General features: G+C 63.3%; 19 protein-coding genes. 4 read left to right on the forward strand and 15 right to left on the reverse strand.

Annotation, left to right across the window (positions count from 1 at the left end):
• Window positions 1–106: 106 nt before the first annotated feature.
• Window positions 107–1,288 (forward strand): C17 cyclopropane fatty acid synthase CfaB, encoded by a 1,182-nt coding sequence (gene cfaB / locus DQ405_RS01095; protein ID WP_168422514.1) that lies wholly within the window; start codon window positions 107–109, stop codon window positions 1,286–1,288.
• A 51-nt stretch (window positions 1,289–1,339) separates the two neighbouring features.
• On the opposite strand, the gene DQ405_RS01100 is transcribed toward cfaB, so the two are convergent.
• Both DQ405_RS01100 and DQ405_RS01105 read right to left on the reverse strand, forming a co-directional pair.
• Window positions 1,340–2,191 carry a universal stress protein gene (locus tag DQ405_RS01100; RefSeq protein WP_168422515.1) on the reverse strand — a complete coding sequence of 284 codons (852 nt, stop codon included), beginning with the start codon at window positions 2,189–2,191 and terminating at the stop codon, window positions 1,340–1,342.
• Between the two features lie 14 nt (window positions 2,192–2,205).
• A complete protein-coding gene (locus DQ405_RS01105) occupies window positions 2,206–3,693 on the reverse strand; it encodes a SulP family inorganic anion transporter (protein ID WP_168422516.1) in 1,488 nt (495 codons plus the stop codon).
• A 360-nt stretch (window positions 3,694–4,053) separates the two neighbouring features.
• Here DQ405_RS01105 and DQ405_RS01110 point away from each other — a divergent pair, with 360 nt between their 5' ends.
• Window positions 4,054–5,817, forward strand: a complete 1,764-nt coding sequence (locus DQ405_RS01110; RefSeq protein ID WP_168422517.1) for a sensor histidine kinase — start codon at window positions 4,054–4,056, stop codon at window positions 5,815–5,817.
• A gap of 27 nt (window positions 5,818–5,844) precedes the next feature.
• A complete protein-coding gene (locus DQ405_RS01115) occupies window positions 5,845–7,206 on the forward strand; it encodes a sigma-54-dependent transcriptional regulator (RefSeq protein WP_168422518.1) in 1,362 nt (453 codons plus the stop codon).
• 292 nt (window positions 7,207–7,498) lie between these two features.
• On the opposite strand, the gene DQ405_RS01120 is transcribed toward DQ405_RS01115, so the two are convergent.
• From DQ405_RS01120 to DQ405_RS01145, 6 genes are all read right to left on the reverse strand, one after another.
• A complete protein-coding gene (locus DQ405_RS01120; protein ID WP_168422731.1) occupies window positions 7,499–8,716 on the reverse strand; it encodes a sigma-70 family RNA polymerase sigma factor in 1,218 nt (405 codons plus the stop codon).
• Window positions 8,717–8,777: 61 nt separating this feature from the next.
• Window positions 8,778–9,134, reverse strand: coding sequence for a YciI family protein (locus tag DQ405_RS01125; protein ID WP_168422519.1), 357 nt, complete (start codon window positions 9,132–9,134; stop codon window positions 8,778–8,780).
• Window positions 9,135–9,240: 106 nt separating this feature from the next.
• The gene (locus DQ405_RS01130; protein WP_168422520.1) at window positions 9,241–9,687 is read right to left on the reverse strand and encodes a YybH family protein; all 447 of its coding nucleotides are present in this window, start codon (window positions 9,685–9,687) and stop codon (window positions 9,241–9,243) included.
• Between the two features lie 70 nt (window positions 9,688–9,757).
• A complete protein-coding gene (locus DQ405_RS01135) occupies window positions 9,758–10,114 on the reverse strand; it encodes a YciI family protein (protein WP_168422521.1) in 357 nt (118 codons plus the stop codon).
• 117 nt (window positions 10,115–10,231) lie between these two features.
• The gene (locus DQ405_RS01140) at window positions 10,232–13,048 is read right to left on the reverse strand and encodes a response regulator (RefSeq protein WP_446730854.1); all 2,817 of its coding nucleotides are present in this window, start codon (window positions 13,046–13,048) and stop codon (window positions 10,232–10,234) included.
• Between the two features lie 23 nt (window positions 13,049–13,071).
• Window positions 13,072–14,235 (reverse strand): acyl-CoA dehydrogenase family protein, encoded by a 1,164-nt coding sequence (locus tag DQ405_RS01145; protein ID WP_168422523.1) that lies wholly within the window; start codon window positions 14,233–14,235, stop codon window positions 13,072–13,074.
• A gap of 228 nt (window positions 14,236–14,463) precedes the next feature.
• Between DQ405_RS01145 and DQ405_RS01150 the strand changes: the two genes are divergently transcribed.
• Entirely contained in the window at window positions 14,464–15,642 is a 1,179-nt protein-coding gene (locus DQ405_RS01150; protein ID WP_168422524.1) for a lactonase family protein, read from the forward strand.
• Between the two features lie 25 nt (window positions 15,643–15,667).
• Here DQ405_RS01150 and DQ405_RS01155 read toward each other — a convergent pair whose 3' ends face one another.
• From DQ405_RS01155 to flgG, 7 genes are all read right to left on the reverse strand, one after another.
• On the reverse strand, window positions 15,668–16,699 hold the full coding sequence (locus tag DQ405_RS01155; RefSeq protein ID WP_168422525.1) for a hypothetical protein: 1,032 nt from the start codon (window positions 16,697–16,699) through the stop codon (window positions 15,668–15,670).
• Window positions 16,700–16,713: 14 nt separating this feature from the next.
• The gene (flgL, locus tag DQ405_RS01160; protein ID WP_168422526.1) at window positions 16,714–17,628 is read right to left on the reverse strand and encodes a flagellar hook-associated protein FlgL; all 915 of its coding nucleotides are present in this window, start codon (window positions 17,626–17,628) and stop codon (window positions 16,714–16,716) included.
• 37 nt (window positions 17,629–17,665) lie between these two features.
• Complete coding sequence (flgK, locus tag DQ405_RS01165; RefSeq protein WP_168422527.1) at window positions 17,666–19,033, reverse strand: flagellar hook-associated protein FlgK; 1,368 nt, start codon at window positions 19,031–19,033, stop codon at window positions 17,666–17,668.
• Window positions 19,030–20,061 carry a lytic transglycosylase domain-containing protein gene (locus DQ405_RS01170; protein ID WP_168422528.1) on the reverse strand — a complete coding sequence of 344 codons (1,032 nt, stop codon included), beginning with the start codon at window positions 20,059–20,061 and terminating at the stop codon, window positions 19,030–19,032. Before DQ405_RS01170 ends, flgK begins: the two co-directional genes overlap by 4 nt.
• A 78-nt stretch (window positions 20,062–20,139) precedes the next feature.
• A complete protein-coding gene (locus tag DQ405_RS01175; protein WP_168422529.1) occupies window positions 20,140–21,240 on the reverse strand; it encodes a flagellar basal body P-ring protein FlgI in 1,101 nt (366 codons plus the stop codon).
• A gap of 25 nt (window positions 21,241–21,265) precedes the next feature.
• Entirely contained in the window at window positions 21,266–21,928 is a 663-nt protein-coding gene (gene flgH / locus DQ405_RS01180) for a flagellar basal body L-ring protein FlgH (RefSeq protein WP_168422530.1), read from the reverse strand.
• A gap of 9 nt (window positions 21,929–21,937) precedes the next feature.
• Window positions 21,938–22,723, reverse strand: a complete 786-nt coding sequence (gene flgG, locus DQ405_RS01185; protein ID WP_168422531.1) for a flagellar basal-body rod protein FlgG — start codon at window positions 22,721–22,723, stop codon at window positions 21,938–21,940.
• Between the last annotated feature and the right edge of the window lie 10 nt (window positions 22,724–22,733).

A 22,733-nucleotide genomic window follows, 5' to 3' on the forward strand; every position in this document is an offset into this window, starting at 1 on the left:
CCTGAGCGTGTCCATCTGACCGATAGACAAAAACTATCTTTCAACTAGCCTCAACAGCCGATTCTTGGTCTAGCCTTTCCAGCACGCTTGACAGAGGAGAATGAGCATGTTGGCAACATTGCTTCCGGCCCTTCGAGAGTTGGAATTACCGTTGCGCCTGCGGCTATGGGACGGCAACCAGATCGACATTGGCCCTGCGCCCAGCGTGACGCTGGAGATCAAGGACCCTAACCTGATTCCGCAGCTGGCCCACCCCAGCCTTGCGCTGCTGGGCGGCGCCTATGTCGAAGGGCGGATCGATCTGCATGGCCCGCTTGAAGAAGTCATCCGTATTGGCGACGAAATCACCCGTGCGTTGGGCGAGGCGCATGCATCATTGCCGGTTCGCCAGGCACACGACAAGGCCACCGATGCCGAGGCCATTTCCTACCACTACGATCTGTCCAACGAGTTCTATCAGCTCTGGCTCGACCGGGACATGGTCTATTCCTGCGGTTACTTCGAAACCGGTACGGAAGATCTCGATCAGGCCCAACAAGCCAAGCTGCGCCACCTGTGTCGCAAACTACGGCTGAAACCTGGCGATCGCCTGCTCGACGTTGGCTGCGGCTGGGGCGGCCTGGCACGCTTTGCTGCGCGCGAATATGGCGCGCAGGTGTTCGGCATCACCCTCAGCACGGAGCAGCTGAAACTCGGCCGCGAGCGCGTCGCCGCCGAAGGGCTCGAAGGTCAGGTTAAGCTGGAGCTCATGGATTACCGTGATCTGCCCAAGGACGGTCAGTTCGACAAGGTGGTCAGTGTCGGCATGTTCGAGCACGTCGGGCACGCCAACATGCCGCTGTACTGCCAGCAACTGTCGGATGTGCTGAGGCCGGGCGGCCTGGCGCTCAACCATGGCATCACCTCGCGGTATATCGATGGTCGGCCGGTGGCTCACGGCGCGGGCGAGTTCATCGATCGCTACGTCTTCCCGCACGGTGAATTGCCGCATCTGGTGAAGATCGGCGCGTGCATCAGCGAATCGGGGCTTGAAATCGTCGACGTGGAGAGCCTGCGCCTGCATTACGCGCGCACGCTGCAGTTCTGGAGCGAACGACTGGAATCGAACCTGGCCGAGGCCCAGCAGCTGGTGCCAGAGCGCGCGTTGCGCATCTGGCGGGTCTATCTGGCCGGCTGCGCCTATGGCTTCCGCCGCAACTGGATCAACCTGCACCAGATTCTGGCGAGCAAGCCCTTGCCGGACGGCTCCCATGAGCTGCCCTGGTCACGGGCAGATATCTACCGCTGACCCAACGGGGCAACCGGCGCGCTTGCCTGGGCGCGCCCTGAGCGTGGTAAATCAGCGCAACAACAGCAACGGCGTAGTGGTCGTGCGGATCATATTGGTGGTGGTGCTGCCGACCAGGAACTGACGAATCCGCGAATGGCCGTAGGCGCCCATCACCAGCAGGTCGATACCGTGCTCAGCCTGGTAGGCATGTAGCGTCGGTTCGACCTCACCGGCACGGATCGCGATATGCACCTCGAAGCCGCCAGCAGCCAATGCATCACGCGCAGACTCCAGCGGCACGCGACTGTCGCTGGAGTCTGCACCCACCATCACCAGGTGAATCGGTATGCCTTTGACCAGCGGACTGGAGGCCAGCATCTCGACGCCCTTGCGCGTAGTCTCGCTGCCATCGAAGGCCAGCATGACGCTGGTCGGCACGCTGAAGTTGGCCGGGATGACCAGGATCGGCCGGTGCATGGTGCGAATTACGCTCTCCAGCTGGCTGCCGATGAGCTGAAAGTCATTGCCGCTGTCCTCGCCCTGCTTGCCGATCACCAGTAGGCGGGTGTCCGGTTCGAGGTCGTGCAACGTTTCGACCAGATCGCCGTGGCGCTGGCGCACCTCCGGTTGCTCCACGCCCGCGGTAATCACACGCTGCCGGGCAGCGTCGAGCATCATTCGTCCTTCTTCGAGCGCCAGCTTGCTGCGCTTTTCGTCCAGAGCGGCCAGTTCCTCGAGCAGGTATTCACGGCTGCCGAGGCCGATTATGCCGCTGAGGTTGCCGGTCGCCGGGTACTGCTGCTGGTCGAGCACATGCAACAGGGTCAGTGGCGCATCCAACTGCCGGCTGGCCCAGGCCGCGCAATCGCAAACGGCCGAAGCCTGCGGGGAGCCGTCGATGCAAGCCAATACTTGGTTCATTGTCGTTCTCCTGATCAGTGGCTCATGAGCTTGCCGATGTCATCGGGTTTGTCGTGCACACCGAAGCGGTCGACGATGGTCGCGCTGGCTTCATTCAGACCCAACACTTCGACCTCGGTGCCCTCTCGACGGAGCTTGACGACCACCTTGTCCAGTGCCGCAACTGCGGTGATGTCCCAGAAATGCGCCTGGTTGAGGTCGATGATGACCTTTGCGATGGCTTCCTTGAAGTCGAAGGCGGCGGTGAACTTGTCCGATGAGCTGAAGAATACCTGCCCGACCACGCGGTAGGTGCGCTGATTGCCTTCGTCATCCAGCTCCGAGCCGATATGCAGGTAGTGCCCGACCTTATTGGCGAAGAACATCGCAGCCAGCAACACGCCGGCCAAAACGCCGTACGCCAGGTTATGGGTAAAGACGACCACCACCACGGTCACCACCATGACGATATTGGTGGAGAGCGGGTAGTGCCTGAGATTGCGCAGCGAATCCCAGCTGAACGTACCGATGGATACCATGATCATGACGGCCACCAGCGCAGCCATCGGAATCTGCCCGACCCAGTCACTGAGAAACACCACCATCAACAGCAATACGACACCGGCGATCAGCGTCGACAGCCGCGTGCGGCCGCCGGATTTCACGTTGATCACAGACTGGCCGATCATCGCGCAGCCGGCCATGCCGCCGAACAGGCCGGAGACGATATTGGCGATGCCCTGGCCCTTGCACTCGCGGTTCTTGTCGCTGCTGGTGTCGGTCAAGTCGTCGACAATGGTGGCGGTCATCAGCGATTCCAGCAGGCCCACCACAGCTAGCGCAGCGGAGTACGGGAAGATGATCGCCAGGGTTTCGAAGGTCAGCGGCACTTCGGGCCAGAGGAAGACTGGAAGCGTGTCGGGCAGGTCGCCCATGTCAGCAACGGTGCGGATATCCAGGCCGAGGTAGATGGCCACAGCCGTCAGCGTCAGGATGCAGACCAACGGCGACGGAATGATGCGGCCGAGCGTCGGCACATAGGGAAACAGGTAGATGATGCCCAGGCCGACAGCGGTCATGGCATAGACGTGCCAGGTGACATTCGTCAGCTCCGGCAGCTGCGCCATGAAGATCAGGATCGCCAGCGCGTTGACGAAGCCGGTGACCACCGAGCGCGAGACGAAGCGCATCAGCAAACCAAGGCGCAGGTAGCCGGCGCCGATTTGCAGCAGGCCGCAGAGTAGGGTCGCGGCCAACAGGTATTGCAGGCCGTGCTCGCGCACCAGCGTCACCATCAGCAGCGCCATGGCACCGGTAGCGGCGGAAATCATGCCCGGACGGCCACCGACGAAGGCGATCACTACCGCGATGCAGAAGGAGGCGTAGAGGCCGACCCGCGGATCGACCCCGGCGATGATCGAGAAGGCGATCGCCTCCGGAATCAGCGCCAGGGCAACGACGAGTCCGGCGAGCACGTCGCCACGGATGTTGCAAAACCAGTTTTGTTTGATCGTATGGAGCATCAGCGTATCCAGAGCAAAAGCACAACCTGCGGGCCGAAACGGTACGCGGCTGGTACGAGGCTAGTTTCAAATTCGAGTATGGGGGCATCCACGCGCATAAGGCGCGGCGCACGACCGCACCCATGACAGGCGGTCGCAATCATATGTAGAGGGATGTTGCGCTATGGCGGACTAGGCAGCCAGGTCATGGATTTCGTCTCTCATGGAGGCCTCGGCGGTCGGGCGCGCCGAAAGGGCCGGCAAGGATACCGAAACCGACCGGCTTCCGCGACCCGCACCCGCCCGGCCGCCGATTACGACACGAAAGCCATCATGTGGGCACTTTGGCTTACCATGCGAAATCCTCATAGCGAGCCCGCCATGCCTGCCCTTTCCAGCCGCCTCCGTGTCGTTCTCATCGTCCTGCTGATCATCGTTGGGCTGGTGCTGAGCATGTACGGGGCCGGACGCATCGCCGAGCAGCGTGCCTGGGTCGAGCGCAGCCAGGAAGCACGTGGGCAGCTCGAACTGTATGCCCAGGCAATTCATACCCAGGTCGAACGCTTTCGCTCGGTGCCGGCGTTGCTGGCGCTCGATAGCGACATTCAGGAGCTGCTGAGCAATCCGGACGATCAGACCCTGCGCGAACAGCTGAACCAGCGTCTGGAGCAGCAGAATCAGGCGGCGGGCTCTTCGGTGCTCTATCTGCTGAACCGCAACGGCGAAACCCTTGCGGCGAGCAACTGGCGCGACTGGACCAGTTTCGTCGGTAACAACTACGCCTTCCGTCCGTATTTCCTCGATGCGCTGGCGAACGACTCCGGGCGCTACTTCGCTGTCGGCGTGACCACCGGCATCCCCGGCTACTTCCTTTCCAGTTCGGTGAAAAACAGCGCCGGCGAGGTGATCGGTGTGCTGGTGGTCAAGCTTGAACTCGAAGACATGCAGCGCGAGTGGGTCGGACAATCGGGCATCCTGCTGATTACCGATTCGCTGGATATCGTCATCCTCACCAACCGCCCCGCCTGGCGCTTCCGCTATCTGCGTCCGCTCAGCGACGAGGTACGCGATCGTCTGATCGCCGCCCGACGCTACGCCGAGCAGAATCTCCAACCCTTGCCGAATCACACCCTGCAGCACATCGCCGAAGACAGCGAGCGGCGTCAGGTGGACGGCCCGGATGGCCACCGCAACTACCTCTGGCAGCGGTTGCAGCTGCCGGAAGAGAACTGGACGCTGCATCTGCTACAGGAACCGCAGCTGATCGCTGCCAATGTGCGCAGCTATCGCCTGGCGGCTGCTGGCGTATGGATGACGCTGGCGTTTCTGCTGCTTTACCTGGCCCAGCGGCGCAAGACACGCCGTGCCGAGCAGCGCAATCGCAGCGAACTGGAGCGTCTGGTGGAAGCGCGCACTCGTGAACTGCATACCGCCCAGGACGAGCTGGTGCACGCCGCGCGCATGGCAGCGCTGGGGCAGATGTCCGCCGCACTGGCCCACGAGATCAACCAGCCACTGACCGCCCTCCGCATGCAGTTGGCCAGCCAGCGGCTGCTGCTCGACAACGGCCGCACCGAGGCTGTGCGTGAAGGCCTCGGCCAGGTCGAAGGTTTGCTCGAACGGATGGCGGCGCTGACCAGTCACCTGAAAACCTTTGCTCGCAAGAGCCCTGCGGGGCTGCGCCAGCGCTTGAACCTGGCCGATGTTCTGGAGCAGGCATTACAGCTGCTCGGCCCACGGATCCGCAGCGACGGCGTCGAGGTGTTGCGTCAGATGCCGGCCGATGCCTGGGTCAGCGGCGACGCCATCCGACTGGAACAGGTACTGATCAACCTGCTGACCAACGCGCTCGACGCCATGCAGGGCTGTCAGATCCGTCAACTGCGCGTCGACTGCCATCGCGACCGCCAGAGCTGGACGCTGAGCGTCGCCGACAGCGGCGGCGGCATCGCCAGCGAGCATCTGGACCAAGTTTTCGAGCCCTTCTTCACTACCAAACCGGTCGGCCAGGGCCTCGGCTTGGGATTGGCGGTTTCCTACGGCATCGTGCGCGACCTTGGCGGCGATCTGGAGGTGTACAACGATGCCCTTGGGGCGGTGTTCGTACTGCATCTGCCGGCAGCCGAACAGCATGTTGACGAGTAGACTGACAGCAGGCAGAAGGAGTGAGACATGAGCGGTCAGGTCATCTTCATCGACGACGAAGCAGCGATACGCCAGGCAGTTCAGCAGTGGCTGGAGCTCTCCGGCTTCAGTGTGCGCACCTGTGCCAGCGCTCAACAGGCACTGGCGCTGATTGACCGGGACTTCGCCGGCGTGCTGATCAGCGATGTGCGCATGCCTGATCTGGACGGCCTCGGCTTGCTGGAGCGGCTCGTGGCATTGGATCCAGAGCTGCCGGTGATCATGGTCACCGGCCATGGCGACGTGCCGATGGCGGTGCAGGCGCTGCATCAGGGCGCCTACGACTTCATCGAGAAACCCTTCACCCCGGAGCGCCTACTCGACAGCGTGCGCCGCGCCCAGGAAAAGCGTCGGCTGGTCTGCGAAAACCGCCAGCTGCGCGAGCAATTCACTCGCAAGGGGCGCATCGAGTCGATGCTGCTGGGCGTCTCGCGGGCCATGGAACACCTCCGGCGTCAGGTGCTGGAGCTGGCCGGCACCGATGTCAATGTACTGATCCGCGGCGACACTGGCAGTGGCAAGGAACAGGTTGCGCGCTGCCTGCATGACTTCAGCCCGCGTGCCCGCAACCCCTTTGTCGCGCTGAACTGCGCCGCCATCCCCGAAACCATCTTTGAGAGCGAACTGTTCGGCCACGAGAGCGGCGCCTTCACCGGCGCGCAGGGCAAACGCATCGGCCGAATCGAGCATGCCCATGGCGGCACGCTGTTCCTCGATGAGATCGAGAGCATGCCACTGGCGCAGCAGGTCAAGCTGCTGCGCGTGCTGCAGGAAAGAACCCTGGAACGCCTAGGCTCGAACCGCAGCATCGAGGTCGATCTACGGGTGATCAGCGCGGCCAAGCCGGACCTGCTCGAAGAGGTGCGTGGCGGGCGTTTCCGCGAAGACCTGCTGTATCGCCTGAACGTCGCCGAGCTGCATATTCCGCCGCTGCGTGATCGTCGCGAGGACATTCCGCTGCTGTTCGATCACTTCGTCAACCAGGCAGCGCAGCGCCACGGCCGCGACCCCATACCTGCCAGCCCCACCGAGCTGGCGCAGCTGCTCAGCCATGACTGGCCGGGCAACGTCCGCGAGCTGATCAACGCCGCCGAACGTCACGCACTGAGCCTGACGCCCCCTCCATCCACGAGTGTGAGCGCCACAGCCAGCCCTGCCGCCGCCGCTTCGCTGGCCGAACAGATGGAAGCTTTCGAGGCGCAGTGCCTGCACAACACGTTGCAACAGCACAAAGGCAACATCACCGAAGTGATGAACCAGCTACAGCTGCCGCGCCGCACCCTGAACGAAAAGATGCAGCGCCACGGATTAAGTCGCAGCGACTACCTGCCGGCGGGTGGCGACACCTGATCACGGCGTGGCGCGCACCGCTTCACGGTCAGCCCACCGGAGTTTGGCGACGCGCACGGACGAAACGCCAATGAGGATGGGGCAGAGCAATTGGTGGGCTGAAGCCCACCCTACGGAATCGACTATCGATAACTCGCCCACGGAGGATGGGAGTTGTCGGCATTGTAGGAGCGAGCTTGCTCGCGAACGCTTCCCCGCCCCGCCCCGCATCAGGCAACGGCACGGTGGGCTGAAGCCACCCTACAGGGATTGTTGATCGTTTCCACCCTGCGTATGAACGTCGTTCGACTCCTCAATCCGCTCCATTCAACTCATCCAGCCGTTGCTGCAGAAAACGCCGCTCCGGCTCTAGCTGCGCCAGCTGCAGTGCCCTCCGATAGGCGGCTCGTGCCTCGTCCAGGCGGCCAAGGCGGCGGCAGAAATCGGCGCGAGCCGAATGCAGAAGGTGATAATCGTGCAGCAGCCCGCGGGCCAATAAATCATCGATCAGCGCCAGGCCCGCTTCCGGCCCCTCGTGCATGGCGATCGCCACCGCGCGGTTCAGCTCGATGACCGACGAAGGGCTGACCCGCAACAGGACGTCGTAGAGCCCGACAATCTGCGCCCAGTCGGTCTGCGCCGCGCTGGGCGCCTCGGCATGCACGGCGACGATCGCGGCCTGCAACGTATAGGGACCAAAACGCCGCGAGCCCAGGGCACGCTGCACCAGCGCCGAGCCTTCTTCGATCTGCGCTCGGTTCCAGAGGCTGCGATCCTGCTCGTCAAGGCGCACCAACTCGCCGGAGCCATCGGTGCGCGCGGCGCGGCGGGCATCGTGCAACAGCATTAGCGCCAGCAACCCCATCAGCTCGGGATCAGGCAACAGCTCCAGCAGCAGCCGAGCCAAGCGGATCGCCTCGGCGCTCAGATCCGCCCGGGTCAGCTCGGCGCCGCTGGAGGCCGAGTAGCCCTCGTTGAATACCAGGTAGATCACTCGAAGCACGTTATCCAGGCGCGACGGCAACTCATCACGGGACGGCACGCGATAAGGGATCGCCGCATCACGGATCTTCTGCTTGGCGCGCACGATGCGCTGGGCAATGGTGCTGGGCGACACGAGAAAGGCGCGGGCGATCTCCTCAGTCTTCAGGTCGCAGACTTCGCGCAGGGTCAGCGCCACCTGCGCATCGGCCGGCAAAGCCGGGTGGCAGCAGGTAAATACCAGCCGTAGGCGATCGTCTTCAAGGTCGTCGCGGTCCCAGTCCGGTTCCTCGGCGGTGTCCAACTGATCGGCCAGCAGGCTCAGCGAGGCATTGAAACGTGCCCTTCGACGCAGGCCGTCGATGGCCTTGAAGCGTCCCGCCGATACCAGCCAGGCGCGCGGACTGGCCGGTATCCCATCGCGTGGCCATTGCCGTACGGCGGCGTAAAAGGCGTCGTGCAACGCCTCTTCGGCCAGATCGAAGTCGCCGAGCAGGCGAATCAGGGTTGCCAGCACGCGCCGCGACTCCTTGCGGTAGATGGCCTCGATAGCCCGCTGGCCCGCGGCGTCTCCGCCTGAAGTGGCCGTCACGCAAGCGCGTCTCGACGGATCAACGATCAGGCAGCTGGCGCAGCGGGCGAACCTCGATACTGCCGAGGGCGGCCGGCGGGATCTTCGCCGCCAGCTGCACCGCCTCGTCGAAATCGGCCGCCTCCAGTAGATAGAAACCCGCCAGTTGCTCCCGGGTTTCGGCGAAGGGGCCATCGACCACCGACACCGCGCCCTCACGCACCCTCACGGTCTTGGCGGTGCGCACCGACTGCAGCGGCTCTCCGGCGATGAAATGCCCGCTTTCACGCAGGCGCTCACCGTTGGCGATGCACTGATCGACGAGCGCGACCCACTGCTCATCGGTCATGGCATCTACGCGTTGTTCGTCGTAATAGACGAGGCAAAGGTATTTCATACAGTTCTCCATCACGTCCATGGCGACAGACAACCTTAGCAGCTGGCGGCGAAAGCACGAGGGCCTTGCGACGTGCCAGCTATCGGGCTGTGGGTGGCGTTCAGTCTCAGGGCTCGAGGCCGAAACAAGCCTGGCCGCTTTCCATATCGAAAGGCATCGAGAAGTGCTCGTGTACGACCTTCCAGTCGCCACCCTGCAGACGCCAGCAACGGGTACCGCGCATCCAGGCTGTCTGCATCTCGCCCTTGTCGTTGGTCCCTCCGCAATGGCTCAGCGAATGACTGAACGCGAGGTCGCCGCTGGCGGTGATGCTGACGTCCTGGGTCTCGAAGAAACCCTCACCCTGGCAGAAGTCGAAGCAGCGTTGCCAGTGGGCGCGATAGGCCTCGATGCCTTTGAACTGCAGCGCGCCGACCGCATCGAAGGCCACCACATCGGGCGCGTACTGGGACATGATCCGGTCGAGATCCTTGACGCTGACCGCCTGTTGGAATTCGGCGGTCAGCTCACGGATACGAGCTTCTCCATTTTGAGTATCGCTTGCAGTGTTCATGTTCGTTTCCTCATGGATTGGATGGGCGGAGCGGTGAAAGCGAAGCGTTTTCCGAAACAGATGGACGGGATCAGGGCGGCGCGCGCGGATGCAGCGCCCGTACTTCGGCACAACCCAGGCGGACCGGCGGGATGCGCGAAGCCAGCAGGATGGCGTCATTGAGGTCGGACGCCTCGAACAGGTAGATGGCGAAGGGTTGCTCGCGACCGACGGCAACCGGCCCATCGCGCAGCGAGACGTGATCACCTTGTACGCGTACGGTGGTGGCGCTGAGTTCCGATTGCAGCGCTTCGCCGATGATCAGCCGTCCGCTGCGCTGCAGCCCCTCGCGGTAATCGCGGCATTCGGCATCCAGCGCGGCCTGCGCCCGGGGCGGCAGGCCCGCCAGAGCGTTTTCATCCAGATAGACCAGACACAGATAACGCATCGCTGCATCCCTCGAAGGAGCGGGTGGTTACCTGCTAGTCGAGTCACCGGATGCAGAATCGACAGGTATCGCAAAATAAATTGCGTCCAGCTCCCGACGTGGGCGCAACGATGGGGATCAGTCGGCGAGAATCGCTTCGAGTTGCTCGAAGGAGTAGGGCTTTGGCAACGAGCGAGCGGGTAGCTCCGTTTCGATCACGCCGTCTCCCGACATGAACACCACGCGCAGCCCGGGGTGCGCCTCTAGCGCCAGCGCGGCAAACTCGGGACCGGACATCCCAGGCAGGTTGACGTCCACCAACAAATAATCGAAGTGCCGCTCGGCCAATGCCCGCGAAGCCTCTTCGGCGGAGGGCACGCCAACCGTCGCGATATCCAGCTCGTCGAGCATTTCGCAGGTCAGTTCGAGCAGTGGCAGCTGGTCTTCGACCACCAGCGCATGGCGACGAGCGGAGGTTGCCGATACCTGCGGATCGTCACGCGCGCCCAGTAGCTGGCGAACCTTGCGTGCCAGGTCCTCCTGTCGATACGGCTTGCTCAGCAATTCGACCCCGGCATCCAGCTTGCCGCCATGGACGATCGCGTTCCGGGTGTAGCCGGACGTGAACAGCACCGCAATACCGGGCAACAGCAGCTTTGCCTGCCGCGCCAGCTCGGTACTGCTGAGTTTGCCCGGCATGACCACGTCGGTGAACAGCAGGTCGATCGCTATGCCGCTCTGCAGGATGCTCAGTGCGCTTTGTGCATCGTTGGCACGCAACACCCGATAACCGAGACCGGACAGCAGTTCGATGACGGTCGCCTGTACGGCAAGGTCGTCCTCGACCACCAGGATCGTCTCGTCCCCGCCCTCCGCCACCCCGATCGGCGACGCAACGGCAACCACCTCGGGCTGCTCGGTACGCGGCAGGTACAGCTTGACCGTGGTGCCGCTGCCCAGCTCGCTGTAGATGCGGATATGACCGCCGCTCTGTTTGGCAAAACCATACGCCATGCTCAGACCTAGCCCCGTCCCCTCGCCTTCCGGCTTGGTGGTATAGAACGGCTCGAAGGCCCGCTCGAGGGTCTGTTCGGTCATGCCGGAGCCCGTGTCGGAGACCGCCAGCAGCACGTACTGACCTGGCGCGACATCGATCTGGGTTTGCGCGTAGTGCTCGTCGAGCATGGCGTTGCAGAGTTCGAGCGTCAGCTTTCCGCCCTCACGCATGGCGTCGCGGGCGTTGATCGCCAGGTTGAGCAGGACATTCTCGAGCTGGTGCGGGTCGACCATCGTGGTCCAGAGACCACCGGAGACCACCGTTTCGATTTCCACCCGCTCGCCCAGCGCCTGACGCAACAGCTCGTCCATGCTGCGCAACAGGCGTCCCAGATTGGTTGGCATCGGCCGCAGCGGCTGGCGCCGCGCAAAGGCCAGCAGTTCGGCCGCCAGCTTGGCCCCGCGGTCGACCGCCTGTGCAGCCGCATCCAGGCGCGCCGATCCGAGCGGTACCCCCGCAAGCATTGGCCGCATTAGCTGAAGATTGCCGGCAATCACCTGAAGCACGTTGTTGAAGTCATGCGCCACGCCACCGGTCAGCTTGCCGATCGCCTCCAGCTTCTGCGATTGGTACAAGGCCTGGCGGCTCTGCTCAAGCTCGCGGGTGCGCTCGTTCACCAGTTCCAGCAGATTGTCCTGGGACCGCTGCAGCGCCTGCTGGGCGAGGATCTGCTGCGTCACATCATGGCCCTGGCAGAAAATTCCGGTCACTTCTTCCTGATCGGTCAAGATCGGTTGAAAGATGAAGTCGACGAAACGCCGTTGCGCCCCGTCGCTATCCGGACGGCTGACCAGAACAGGGATTGCCCGGCCCAGGTAGGGCCGCTTGGTCGCGTAGATCTGCTCCAACAGGCCGTCAAGATCACGCCCCTCGGTTTGCGGGAAGACCACTAATGCCGGTTTGCCGATCACGTCGCGCTGGCCGACCAGCTGTTGGAAGGCGCGGTTGGCGATTTCCACTATGTGTTGCGGACCCTGAGTAATGGCGATAAAGCCTGGCGCCTGGTCGAACAGACGATGCAGGTGCTGGCGCTCCTCGGTTATCTCGCGCCCCCGTTGTTCATTGGCGCGGCGCTCAGCGGCCAAGGCGGAGATGTCACGTATCGTCAGCGACACGCCGATGACCTGTTGATTCCCATCACGCACGGCGGAGGGCAGGATTTCCAGCGTACCCTCGGTCCCGTCCAGCAAACATGGGCACTCCAGCGGGCGCGAGACGGTGCCAGCCAGCACTTGCTGAACGATCGAGTGCAGCGCCGGGGACCAGAACGGCAGTTGCTCGGCGCTGAGCCGCTCGGCCTCGCGGACCGGCAGCCGGAACAGCTCTTCAGCGCCCGCACTCCAGTAGAGCACCTGCAACGAACTATCGAATCCGACGATGGCATCCCTCGCCGCATCGATGAAGTTGTGCAGGTAGTAACTGGCATTCAGCCGGCGCTGATGGCTGGTTTCGACCGCAGCGCGTGGCGCACCGAGCGCTGCGTTGGCCAGGTCGAGTGTGGTGCGCAACCGGCGCCGACGCTGAGTCGCCGCGAGCGTCTGGCTTATCTGCCGGGTCAGCAGAGGCTGGCTGAGTTCCACGATGGACCAGTGCGAGCCAATCAGCGGGGCCACGCCAAACTCGCGCCGCAGCGGCTCGATACCGCCCACCGGACAGAGAAAGATGAGTTCGCAGCTCCGCCACTGGCCACGTATGGCCCGGGCCACGGCCAGCGGCCGGCGGAGGCCTGGCGCCAGTAGCAACAGCGGCGGCTCTGCAAGGGTGGCCAACGGCCCAGGCGGATTACCGGTGAGCTGCGCTTGATCGATCGTAGTCAGCTGCAGCTGCTGCGAAACGGCAACATCCTCGACCAGCCGTTGCGCCGCACTGGCTGTATCTTGCGCAACGATCAGGATTATCGACTGGCTATCCACGGGCGCACTCAAAGCAGCGGCAGACCGAGCAGGCTGCGGCCGGCCCATAGTTTCAGCAGATCGGTGGTCGGCGTCATGACATGCGCGGCGCGGGCGTCTCGCAGGATTTGCGCAACCCGGCTGTTGTCACGATACGCAGCGCCACCACAGATGGTCATCGCCTCGTTCGCGAGCGTTACCGCGGTTTCGCCTGCGGCCGCCTTGCACGACAGGATGAAGGGCAGCGCATCGGGATCGCCCATGTCACCCCGGCGGGCCGCCTCGCGGATCAATGCCCGGGTTTTCTCGAGCTCCATCCACATTTCGGCGTAGCGAATCTGCAATGCCTCGACATCGCGCAACGCCTCGCCCGAATGCGAATAGCGCCGTGCACGCAAGTGCTCGCCTGCGGCGTCCAGTGCCGACTGGGCCACACCCAGGTAGGTGCCCGCCATGGCCATCAAGAAAAATGGCGCGACCACTTCGAACACGTACCAGACCTGATCACCCTCTTCGCCCAGCAGGTTTTCCATCGGTACGGGCACCTGATCCAGGCGCAACGGCCGAGAAGAGTTGCCACGCATGCCAAAGCCTTCCCAGGCATCCAGCCAATCCATGCCCTGGCTGTCGCGATCTATAACCAGGCAACTGAAGTCGCCGGATTCGTCGCTTTCGCCGCTGGCCACCGTCGACACCACGTAGGAATCGGCATGACCGCCGTTTGTAACGAATTGCTTGGTGCCGCTGACAAGGAAGTGCTTTCCGTCCGTCGCAATCCGGGTTTCCGGCAAGTACAGATGCGCGCCCGAACCATGTTCCGAAAGCGCCAACGTGGTGATGTGGCGGCCTTCGGCAATGGCGCGCAGGTAGTGATCTTGTTGATAGGGTGTGGCCTTGGCGGCAATTACCGCCGTGCCGACGCAGTGCATGCCGAAGCACAGCGCCGAGGACGGACATACCCTGCCGATCGTTTCGGTGATGACGCTCAACCCGAGCAGGCCCTGGCCGTGACCACCCAGCGCCGCCGGCACTTGCAGCCCAAGCAGTCCGGCTTCGCCCAGTGCCTTCATCGAGTGCGCTGGCCATTCGCATTTCTGATCAACCTGCGCGGCCAGCGGGGCGATATGCGACTCGGCCAGCGAGGCGGTAAGGCCTTGCAGTTCGTTGAGCCGTGCGGGTAACAGATGTTCCATAAAAGAGAGCCACGCTGATAGGTGCTTGGGTTCGATGCCAATGGGTAATGTTACGTCGGAGGACCGGATTTATCGCCGCATCGGCTGCGGATAGACCTTGCGTCATTCCAGGGGGTTCGGTGCGGCGAGCCCATCGGTATCAAATGATCAGAACCCTGGCAGGTCGCTGTGTTCAACAAGCATAGGCCTTACTTCGGCCGACACTGATAGCGATACGGGTATCCACCTATGTACGGTCTATTGCAAACACGCCTCGGCCTCGCCGCGGCACTCTTGGCTTTCAGCATCACGGGAGTGGCAGCACCGATGCAGCAAATATTGGTCGGCACTTATACCAGCGAAGGCGGCAGTGAAGGGATCTATCGGATGCAGTTCGACCCTGAGCGCGGCCAGATAGAGCCTCAGCCGTTGCAGATGGTGCGTTCCGACAACCCATCCTGGCTGACGCTGGACCTGAACCGCAACCGACTCTATGCCGCCAACGAAAACGGCCCAGGCCAGTCCGATCCAGTGGGCCGGGTGAGTGCGTTCATCATTGCGCCATCCAGCGGACAGCTGTCACCCCTGGCGCAACAGATCACGCTTGGCGATGAGCCCACGCACCTCAGCCAGAGCCGCGATGGGCGTTATCTGTTCGTCTCCAACTACGGCTCCAGTGTCAACCCCGGCGGCAGCCTGGCGGTGATGCCGACGGCCAAGGACGGAACGCTCATGCCGGTCACGCAGATCGCCGCGCACAAGGCCAGCGAAGTGCACCCCGAACGACAGCAATCGGCCCACGTGCACTCGGCGGTGATGTCGCCGAATGGCAAGACGTTGTTTGTCAGCGATCTGGGTGCCGACAAGATCTTCGTTTATCGCTATGACCCGACCAACGCCGAACGCCCGCTGTCCCCGGCTGATCCGGCCTTCATCAGCCTGCCGGACGGCAGCGGCCCGCGCCATTTGGTGTTCAGCCCGGACGGGCTGCAGGCTTACGCCACGCTGGAGCTCAGCGCCCAGGTGGCGCGCTTCGATCATGTCGACGGCAGCCTGGTGCAGCGCCAATTGGTCGATCTGGCGACGGGTAGCGACACCACCCTGCACTCGCCGGGCGCCATACATCCGTCGGCCGACGGCCGTTTTCTCTATGTCAGCGATCGCGCCGAGAAGAACCGGATCATGGTGTATGCCATCGAGGAGAACGCCAACCTGCGCGAGATTCAGCAGCGCTCCAGCGAAGGCCGGGAGCCGCGAGAGTTCGCCATCGATCCGAGCGGGCGTTTCATGCTCATCGCCAATCAGAAGAGCGACGCGCTGGTGGTGCTGCAGCGCGATCCCGACAGCGGCCTGCTGGGCGATACCCTGCAGACGCTGCCAATGGGCCGGCCATCGGATGTGAAGTTCATCGATCGCAGCGGACTTTGATCGACGCAAGACCGGTGAAGGCTGATCAAGACAACAGGCTGACCACCGCGAAGCGGCTGATGGTGGCCTGCGCCACCACGGTCTGAGTGACGGCGGCGTAGCTGGAGGGGCTGCGCTGCATCAGATTGAACACCGAGCGGGAAAAGTCCATGGCCCACTGCTTTTCGTCGGCGTGCGCCTGACGGGCGAGGAATTCGCGGATCTCCTGCTGGCGGTTGCTCAGCTGCTCGCGCAGCGAAGTGACCTTGTCGAGCCCGGCGACCACCGAATCGAGCAGGCGTCGCAGCTCACGGAAGGAATCCAGCTGCAGCTCGTTGGGAAAACTCAGCAGCTGTTCGTCCTGGCTCTGCACGCGCACGTACTTGCCCTTCTCGAACAGTTTTCCTTCGCCCTGCACCGCCAGTTGGTCCTTGAGCTTCTGCCAATCACCCTCGCGGGCGGAAAACTTCAGTTCGCCGTGCTGATCCAGCTCGGCACGAATGCCGGCCTGGCCAAGACTGCCGTTGAAGCGGCGCAGAATCTGCTCGTCGCTCATCTCGTCATCGAGTACCACCGCCACCGGCTCGGCCAACTGGCGGCCGCCGCTGAACAGCAGCGTCTCGCGACCGGATTGGCGGATCTTGTCCAGCGACTCCAGCCCCTGCAGGCTGAAACGGCTGCGCACCGGCTCGGTCAGGCGCAGCTTGAGGTTGGCGTCCAGCGAGTTACCGGAACGCTTGCTGCGCTCCTTGAGCAACTCGCCAATCTGCTGAACCGACTGTTGAATGGCTTGCTCGCCGTCGGGCTGAGGCGAGCTTATCTGGCGACTCAGGTTGAGCTTGAGCTGCGACAGACGCGTCTGCAGGTCACCCAGGTAGCTGTCGGCCGACTGCATCGATGACAGCTGCTGGTTGAGCTGCAGGCTGAAACCGGTGGTCTTGCTGGTGGTGGTCTCGGCCGGCAGGGTGTCGCCTGGCACACCCGTACGCAGCGGCGCAGGCGCATCCCGTAGCAACGCCTCACGGCGCTCCTGCGGGTTGATTGCGGAAACAGCGGGGAGCTGCTTGCCAATCTTCATTCACGCTACCTCGGTCAGAGCATGCCGAACAGCGACAGCCCGTTGATCTTCAAATAGGTCTTCTGCGTCGCCTGCAGCGACAGCTGATAGTTGTTCAGGTCGATGCTGGCACCCGCGTAGTCAAGCTGCGACAGCTCGCCTTCGATCTTCTGGTTCACCAGCGACACGTCCTCGTTGCTGCTCGACAGCAACGTCAGGGTGTTCTGCCGCCCGCCAAGCTCCGAGACCGCGCCGAGCAGGTCGCTGTGGGTCGCATCGAGGCTGTTCAGGGTGGCGCCGATCCTTGCCTGCACCGCAGGGTCATTGGCATCGAGGGCCGGGTCGGCGAGCATCTTCACCAGCGCGTTGAGGTCATTGAGCATGCCGACGCCGCCACCGAAGACCTGCGCGGCGGTGACATTCTCCTCGACCAGTACGCCGTTGGCGACTGCCGCCTGGCGGTATTGGTCATTTCCGGTCAGCTGGTAGCTCTGGGTAGCGGCATCGAAGGTGATCGCCGGCCGATCGCTAAGGGTGCCGGAAAACAGATAACGACCTTCCTCATCGCGCACGTTGGCGAAACCGAGGATGGTCTTTTCCAGATTGCCCATTTCGTTGGCGATGGCTGCCAGGTCTTCGCTGGTGTTGCTGCCATTGGCGGCCCACAGCAGCAGGTCGCGCACGTTGAGCATGGTGTCCGAGGTAGCCTTGAGGTTGGCCTCCTGCTTGGACAGGTTGCCGGACACGTTGGCGATGTTGGTGCGGTACTGCGTGAGGCTGGCTTCCTCGCGCTGGATGCGCAGCACGCGTACGGCGGAAATCGGGTCATCCGATGGCAGCAGCATGCGCTCGCCGGTAGCCATCTGCTGCATCAGCTTGCCGAGCTTCTCGGAGCTGGTGTTCATCGAGCCGTGCATCATGGCGGTGATCTGGGCGTTGGAGATGCGCATGGGTCTTTACTCGTCAGTCGAATCGGCCAGTGCCGGTTCAGAACATCGCCAGTACGGCGTTGAACAGATCATTGGAAGTGCTGATGACCTTCATGTTGGCCTGATAGGCCTGCTCGTACGCCATCAGGTTGACCGCTTCTTCGTCCAGGTTGACGGCGCTGACGCTGTCGCGCTGGGCCTGTGCCTGCTCGGCCACCGTGCTGGCAGCGCTGAGGTCCGCCTGATTCTGTCGGCTGGCGCTGGCGACACGGCCGACCAGACCGGCATAGGCGTCGTTGAGCGGAACGGTATTGCCGGCGACATCGATGCCTTTCGACTTCAGGTCGAGCAGCTCGAGCAGATTCCTGTTGTTACCCACTTCGCCCGCTGCCGAAGAGAACGCCAGTTCAACGGCGCCTAACGGCTTGACCTCGAGCATGGCGCTAGTACTGCCAGGGTTGTGAGTGAACAACGGCTGGCCCGCATTACCGTTGAGATCGAAGCCGCCAGCGAGGGTGTCGTTGACGATGGTCGCGATGGCTTCGGCCATGTCGTGCAAATCCTGCAGGGCCGGACGCAGCGAGCCGTATTCCATGTCATAGAGGCTGCCGAGCGAACCCCCGAGGCCTTTCTGATTCAGGGGAAACGTGGTCTTGGCGAAGACCAGCGTCATCTCCTGCTCGCCAGCGACATTCTCATTGATCTTCAGCTGCCCGGCGGTGGCGCCAGCCACCAGCGGCTGGCCGTTGGCGAGCGACACGCTGAGGGTGCCATCCGGCGCTTCCTGCACACGGATACCGGCGTACTGGCTGAGGTCCTTGACCAGATTCTCGCGGTAGTCGCGCAGGGTCGCCGTGTCGCGCCCGGATGATTCCATCTCGCGGATCTGCGCATTGAGCTCGGCGATGTTGCCGGACAGCCCGTTTATTTCGCTGGTCATCGCCACGCGCTGGCCCTGCAGCGCGTTCAGCTGAATGCCGATGTTGCTGCCCAGACCGTTGAAACGCTGCGCCAGCTGCTTCGATTCCCCGATGATCTGCTGGCGCAGGGCAATGGATTCCGGGGTCGAGCTGGCTTCACTGAGCGCGGCGAAGAAATTATCCAGGCCGACGCTGACGCTGGAGCCTTCGCTGTCGATCAGCCCTTCGAGGGCCGTCAGATACTGCTGATTGGTATTGAAGTAGTTCTTGTCGGTGCTGGCGCGCCAGAGCTGCTGGTTCTGGAAGTCGTTGGACAAGCGACGGATGGAGCTGACCTGCACGCCACCGCCGGCGCTCAACACGCCCTGCCCGCCGAGCGAGCGCTGTTCTGCCGCCAGGCGACTGAAGCCCGGGGTGTTGACGTTGGCAATGTTCTGCCCGGTCGCCGACAGGGCGATCTGCGAGGCGCGAACGCCGCTGTAGCCAATTTGACCCAAAATACTCACGACACGACTTCCTTCGACTCGATCCGGATCGGTTGCGCGAACGCCACGGACAGATGGCCGCCGCCGACAACACGATGGTGCTGAGTGGATAGAGCGACCGCATCGGCAGCGGAATTAAGTGTCGGCGGCAGAGGATCGCTCAGCGGCTGGATCTGCGCCCGCGGCTCGACCGGCTTCGATGCTTCAGCACGCAGGTCGTTAAGGATATTGCGGGTGTAGTTACGGGTTTCCGCGTAGGGGATTTTTTGTACCCAGGCGCCGGTGCCGACTTCACCCTTGCGCGGGTCGCCGTGGATCTTGAGCCACTCGTCGACCTTGCCAGGGCCAGCGTTATAGGCGGCCAGCGCCAAGGCCTGATGGCCGTCGTAGCGGTCGAGCATCTTGTTTAGGTAGGCGCTGCCCAGGCGCTTGTTGTACTCGGCATCACTGGTCAGCCGCGCCTCGCTGAATGGCAGGCCCAGCTCGGCGGCCATGTCCCGCGCGGTGCCGGGCATGAGCTGCATCAAGCCACGCGCGCCCTTGGGCGATACGGCGGCGATGTTGCCGCTGGATTCGTGTTTGATCACACTATCGACCAGCGACTTGAAGCCGGCCTTGCCGCTCTCCCAGGCGCTGTCGAGCGCATCGACACCGCGCTGCCAGGTGCCGCGCAGCGCATGCAGCCCGCCGCCCTGCAGCCCGCTACCGGTATGCCCGGCCAGGGCAGTGGGCGCAGGCACCGTGCCTGATGCCTCGCCGCTCAGCTGCTGCACCAGCATGTCGGCGATCCCGGTCTGCCGCTTGCCGGCCAGGGTGTCGGCCAGCACTTCGTCGTAGAAGTCGCGCATGGTGTCCAGCTCGCGGCTGCGCATGGGGTTGCCAGCGCCAAGGACGTCGCCGGCCTTGCGCATCTGCTTGAGGATCTGCTGCAGGAACATCGCCTCGAACTGCTCGGCGACGACTTCCAACTGCTGGCGCCGCGCCGCGGTCGGGCCGTCGGCGCGGTTACGCAGGGTGTTGAGGTGCTGGGGGAGGGAAACGATGCTCATGGTCGTCATGGAACCTGTTCAAAATCTGCCGCGCGTCGGGCCTGCTTCGTTAACAACAACTGGATCGCCAGCCCGGTCTTACATCACGATCAGTTCGGCATTCAGCGCGCCGGCACGCTCCAGCGACTGCAGGATGCTCATCACATCGTCGGGGGTAGCGCCGAGACTGTTGATGGTGCTGATGATGCTTTCCAGGCTGGCGCCTTCGGGCCACTTGAACATGGCCTTACGGTCCTGCTCGATCGCGACGTCCGACTGCGGCGTGACCACGGTTTCGCCGCCAGCAAAGGCGTTCGGCTGGCTAACCTGCGGGCGCTCGCTGATGGTCACGGTCAGGCTGCCATGAGCGACCGCGGCGGCCTTCACCCGCACGCCCTGGCCGACGACCACGGTGCCGGTGCGGCTGTTGAACACCACCTTCGGCCGGGTGCGACCCTCCTCCACGTCCAGACGTTCGAGCATGGCCATGAAGCTCATGCGCTGGGTACTGGTAACCGGCGCGCGAATCGAAATCTTGGTCGCGTTGAGTGCGGTAGCGGTGCCCTTGCCGAAGTAGGCGTCGACGGCATCGACCACCCGAGTCACCGTCTGGAAGCTTGGCTGGCGTACGTTGAGCATCACGTCCGGACGCTCGGTAAAGTCGCTGGGAATCATCCGCTCGATGGTGGCGCCGTTAGGGATCAGGCCGCTGTTCGAGGTGTTGATCGCCACCTTGGAGCCGCTGGCTCCCTCGGCATTGACACCGCCGACGATCACCGCGCCTTGGGCGAGCGCATAGACCTCACCGTCCACGCCCTGCAGCGGGGTCATCAGCAGCTGGCCGCCGCGCAGGCTCTTGGCATCACCCAGCGATGACACCGTGACGTCCACGCTCTGACCGGCGCTGTAGGATGGCGGCACCGTGGCGGTAATGGTCACTGCGGCGACGTTTTTCAGCTTCGGGTCGACGTTCGGCGGCAGGTTCACGCCGAACTGCTTGATCATGTTGACCACCGACTGGTTGGTGAACTTCACCTGATTCTTGTCACCAGTGCCGTCCAGGCCGACCACCAGGCCATAGCCGATCAGCTGGTTGCCGCGGATACCTTCGACATCCACCAGGTCCATCAGTGGCACGGCCTGCGTCGGCAGTTGCCAGCACAGCGCGACGGCGGCGAAAAACAGCTTCAGGGATCGCATCGGGCTAGTCATTTCAAGGCTTCACTTAAAGAGGGAACAGCGGCGAGGCGAAGAAGCGCGTCAGCCAGCCGGCCGAGTTGCTGTCGTTGAGTACACCGCGCCCGGCGTAGGAAATCTTGGCGTTGGCCACACTCTGCGAAGACACCTGGTTGTAGCGGTTGATATCGTCGACCCGTACCAGCCCCGCGAGGCGAATGAACTCATCACCCTGGTTCAGACGCAGGGTTTTTTCACCCTTGATCAGCAAGGTGCCGTTGGGCAGCACGCGATGCACGGTCACGGCGATAGAGCCGCGCAGGGTGTTCTGCTGTGAACTCTTGGCCGAGCCCTTGAAGTCGCGCTCGGCACCGGCCGAGGTTTCGACATCGGGGTAGGCCTTGCCGAGCACCGTGGGAATGCCGATGCCGACGCTGGATTCTTTGCCGAAGCTGGTCCCGGCGCTCTTGCTCGACTGGGTGGATTCGTCCAGCACTACGGTGAGGATGTCGCCAACCCGCACCGCACGGTTGTCGCTGACCAGCGAGCCGCTGTAACCGGAGCGGAACAAGCCGCCACCGGTGGTCGGCGGCAAGCTGTAGTCCAGCTCCAGCGGCTCATACTCGGTCGAAGACTCTTCGGGCAGCATCTCGTTGAAGCTGGCGCAGCCGCCGAGCAGGAGCAGCGCGGCGAGCAGGATCGAAATACGCATCGTCAGCACTCAGACGGTCTGGTTGAGGAACTGCTGCATGCCGGACGCGGCGTCAAGCACCTTGGCGTTGGCCTCGTAGGCGCGCTGGATGGCGATCATCGCCACCATGGCCTCGACCACCTGCACGTTGGAGCCTTCAAGTACGCCCTGCTTGAGCTGGCCGAGGCCTTCTTCGCCCGGCACGCCTTCCACGGCTTCACCGCTGGCGACCGTTTCGCGATAGAGGTTACCGCCCAGCGCTTCCAGACCGCCCGGATTGGTGAAGTTGACCAGCGTGATCTGCCCCAGCTCGGACGGCAGGGTGTCGCCCGCCAGCACTGCAGTGACGATGCCATCGGCACCGACGGTGAAGCCGGTGCTGCCCTGCGGCACTTCGATGGCGGGTGCCAGCGGCAGGCCTTGGGCGTTGACCATCACGCCTTCGGCGTTGAGCTGGAATTGACCGTTCTCGGTGTACAGAATGTCGCCGTTGGGCGATTCGACCTGGAAGAAGCCGCGGCCGACGATCGCCAGGTCCATCGGCTGGCCGGTGGTCTGGATGCTGCCTTCGGTGAAGACTTTCTGCGTACCGGCGACGCGCACGCCGCTGCCCAGCTGGATGCCGGACGGCACGGTGTTGATCTCGTCCGCCTGTGCGCCGGGCTGCTTCTCGATGCTGTAGAACAGATCTTCGAAGACGGCGCGGTCGCTCTTGAAGCCATTGGTGTTGACGTTCGCCAGGTTGTTGGCGACGGTCGCCATGGCGGTGTCCTGGGCGGCCAGACCGGTCTTGCTGACCCAAAGTGCGGAATTCATGCGTTATCTC

This window comes from Pseudomonas sp. SST3 (assembly GCF_003325755.1).

Excerpts from the sequence above, each read along its gene's own strand:
- DQ405_RS01125 (WP_168422519.1), bottom strand. The coding sequence starts at position 9,134 with ATGAAATACCTTTGCCTCGTCTATTACGACGAACAACGCGTAGATGCC.
- DQ405_RS01100 (WP_168422515.1), bottom strand. The coding sequence starts at position 2,191 with ATGAACCAAGTATTGGCTTGCATCGACGGCTCCCCGCAGGCTTCGGCC.
- DQ405_RS01145 (WP_168422523.1), bottom strand. The coding sequence starts at position 14,235 with ATGGAACATCTGTTACCCGCACGGCTCAACGAACTGCAAGGCCTTACC.
- flgG (WP_168422531.1), bottom strand. The coding sequence starts at position 22,723 with ATGAATTCCGCACTTTGGGTCAGCAAGACCGGTCTGGCCGCCCAGGAC.
- DQ405_RS01105 (WP_168422516.1), bottom strand. The coding sequence starts at position 3,693 with ATGCTCCATACGATCAAACAAAACTGGTTTTGCAACATCCGTGGCGAC.
- cfaB (WP_168422514.1), top strand. The coding sequence starts at position 107 with ATGTTGGCAACATTGCTTCCGGCCCTTCGAGAGTTGGAATTACCGTTG.
- DQ405_RS01155 (WP_168422525.1), bottom strand. The coding sequence starts at position 16,699 with ATGAAGATTGGCAAGCAGCTCCCCGCTGTTTCCGCAATCAACCCGCAG.
- flgL (WP_168422526.1), bottom strand. The coding sequence starts at position 17,628 with ATGCGCATCTCCAACGCCCAGATCACCGCCATGATGCACGGCTCGATG.
- DQ405_RS01170 (WP_168422528.1), bottom strand. The coding sequence starts at position 20,061 with ATGAGCATCGTTTCCCTCCCCCAGCACCTCAACACCCTGCGTAACCGC.
- DQ405_RS01115 (WP_168422518.1), top strand. The coding sequence starts at position 5,845 with ATGAGCGGTCAGGTCATCTTCATCGACGACGAAGCAGCGATACGCCAG.
- DQ405_RS01135 (WP_168422521.1), bottom strand. The coding sequence starts at position 10,114 with ATGCGTTATCTGTGTCTGGTCTATCTGGATGAAAACGCTCTGGCGGGC.
- DQ405_RS01110 (WP_168422517.1), top strand. The coding sequence starts at position 4,054 with ATGCCTGCCCTTTCCAGCCGCCTCCGTGTCGTTCTCATCGTCCTGCTG.
- DQ405_RS01175 (WP_168422529.1), bottom strand. The coding sequence starts at position 21,240 with ATGCGATCCCTGAAGCTGTTTTTCGCCGCCGTCGCGCTGTGCTGGCAA.
- DQ405_RS01130 (WP_168422520.1), bottom strand. The coding sequence starts at position 9,687 with ATGAACACTGCAAGCGATACTCAAAATGGAGAAGCTCGTATCCGTGAG.
- DQ405_RS01150 (WP_168422524.1), top strand. The coding sequence starts at position 14,464 with ATGTACGGTCTATTGCAAACACGCCTCGGCCTCGCCGCGGCACTCTTG.
- flgH (WP_168422530.1), bottom strand. The coding sequence starts at position 21,928 with ATGCGTATTTCGATCCTGCTCGCCGCGCTGCTCCTGCTCGGCGGCTGC.